This is a genomic window from Polaromonas sp. P3_C2 (assembly GCF_056402675.1).
This window is the reverse complement of the sequence record NZ_JBFUGX010000944.1, coordinates 1-1,257: the sequence shown is the minus strand read 5'-3', so window position 1 is coordinate 1,257 and position 1,257 is coordinate 1. Positions and strand designations below refer to the sequence as shown.

The 1,257-nt window shown below is 55.5% G+C and carries 2 protein-coding genes; both read left to right on the top strand.

Annotated elements, in window-relative coordinates; translation table 11 throughout:
• Positions 1–194: 194 nt before the first annotated feature.
• Entirely contained in the window at positions 195–680 is a 486-nt protein-coding gene (locus AC1DWI_RS23640; protein ID WP_477670770.1) for a type II secretion system protein, read from the top strand.
• A gap of 13 nt (positions 681–693) precedes the next feature.
• Positions 694–1,068: a hypothetical protein gene (locus tag AC1DWI_RS23635; RefSeq protein WP_477670771.1), complete on the top strand. Its 375-nt coding sequence runs from the start codon at positions 694–696 to the stop codon at positions 1,066–1,068.
• Positions 1,069–1,257 lie beyond the last annotated feature (189 nt).

Here is a 1,257-nt window from a genome sequence, read left to right as displayed (position 1 = left end):
GCGCAGGATTCCGCGTGACCCTTTCGCCGAAGATCCGGCCCTTAGCGATGTGCAGACATGGAACACCCGCGCCTACAGCAGCAGCGCTGAAGCACCGCAACCGGGTGCGGACGTGTTCGATGTCTCCTCGAAGTCGTCCCAGCGCGCGCTGGACGGGTCGGCTTACAGCGCTTGGTGACGGGACTCGTTCAGCCATGACAAAAGCCACCCGCCCGCGCAAGGCTTTGGCCTCGCAGTCAGGTCTGGTGTTGCTCGCGGTGCTGATTTTTCTGCTGCTGACTACCTTGGGTGCATCGGCCATGGTGGAACTGCAGCGCACCCACACCCAGCGCGCCAAAGAGACCGAGCTGCTGTTCGTGGGAGACCAGTACCGCCGCGCAATCAAGTCTTACTACAGCAGTGTGCCAGCGGGGAAAAGCCAGTCTTTGCCGCGCTCACTCGACGATCTGCTGGAGGACAAACGTTTTACTGCGCCTGTGCGTCACCTGCGTCGCCTGTATCCAGACCCCATGACGGGCGAAGTCGACTGGGTGATTGTTCAAGGTGCGGACGGCATCTTGGGGGTGCACAGTCGCTCCACGCAGAGCGTCTTCAAGAAAAGAGAGTTCCCGATTCAGTACCGGGATTTTCAGGACAAGGAGACTTATGCGGAGTGGGTGTTTGTGGCTTCGGTGAATTAAGGGGGACTACCGCATGAGCTTCGCACCAAGTCTATCGTTGATCGCTTTCGTGCGTAGAGGGGACCTCAATTTTGAACGCTTCGTCGAAGTACTTTCCACACGCGGCTACATCACAGAGCAAGATCACGAGGCGGGTTGCAGCATGGTTCCATTAGGCATGGAGGCGGCGCGGCAAGAGGATTTTGATGCGCTGTTCAAACTGCTAATGCCTGGGCGTCTCAACGAGATTGAGTTGTCATGCAGAGCAACCGACGCAGGTGGCCTGCGAGGGGCGTTTTCATATGCTCTGTTCAATTCCAACGTCGTTGATGACGAAACAATTAAGCACATATTGACGAAAGAGAACGAGGAAATAGCTAGACGGTATACAGAGTTCACGCGAATTTAACGTGAGGGTGTTAAGTTTCGCGTCGATGTGACCTGCCTTTTTTTGCAGTCGCTTGACCCCATCAAAATCCGGAAATGCGGATCGCCAGTCCTACGCCAAAGGAGTCACCATTGGCTCAGTGCTCGATGAAAAAAGCGGATCAACACACGGATCCACAACCCTGTTTCAAATAGTCGCAGCTATAAAGAC

What these genes read in the sequence shown, in the direction of transcription:
- AC1DWI_RS23640 (WP_477670770.1), top strand. Translation starts at nt 195, where the DNA reads ATGACAAAAGCCACCCGCCCGCGCAAGGCTTTGGCCTCGCAGTCAGGT.
- AC1DWI_RS23635 (WP_477670771.1), top strand. Translation starts at nt 694, where the DNA reads ATGAGCTTCGCACCAAGTCTATCGTTGATCGCTTTCGTGCGTAGAGGG.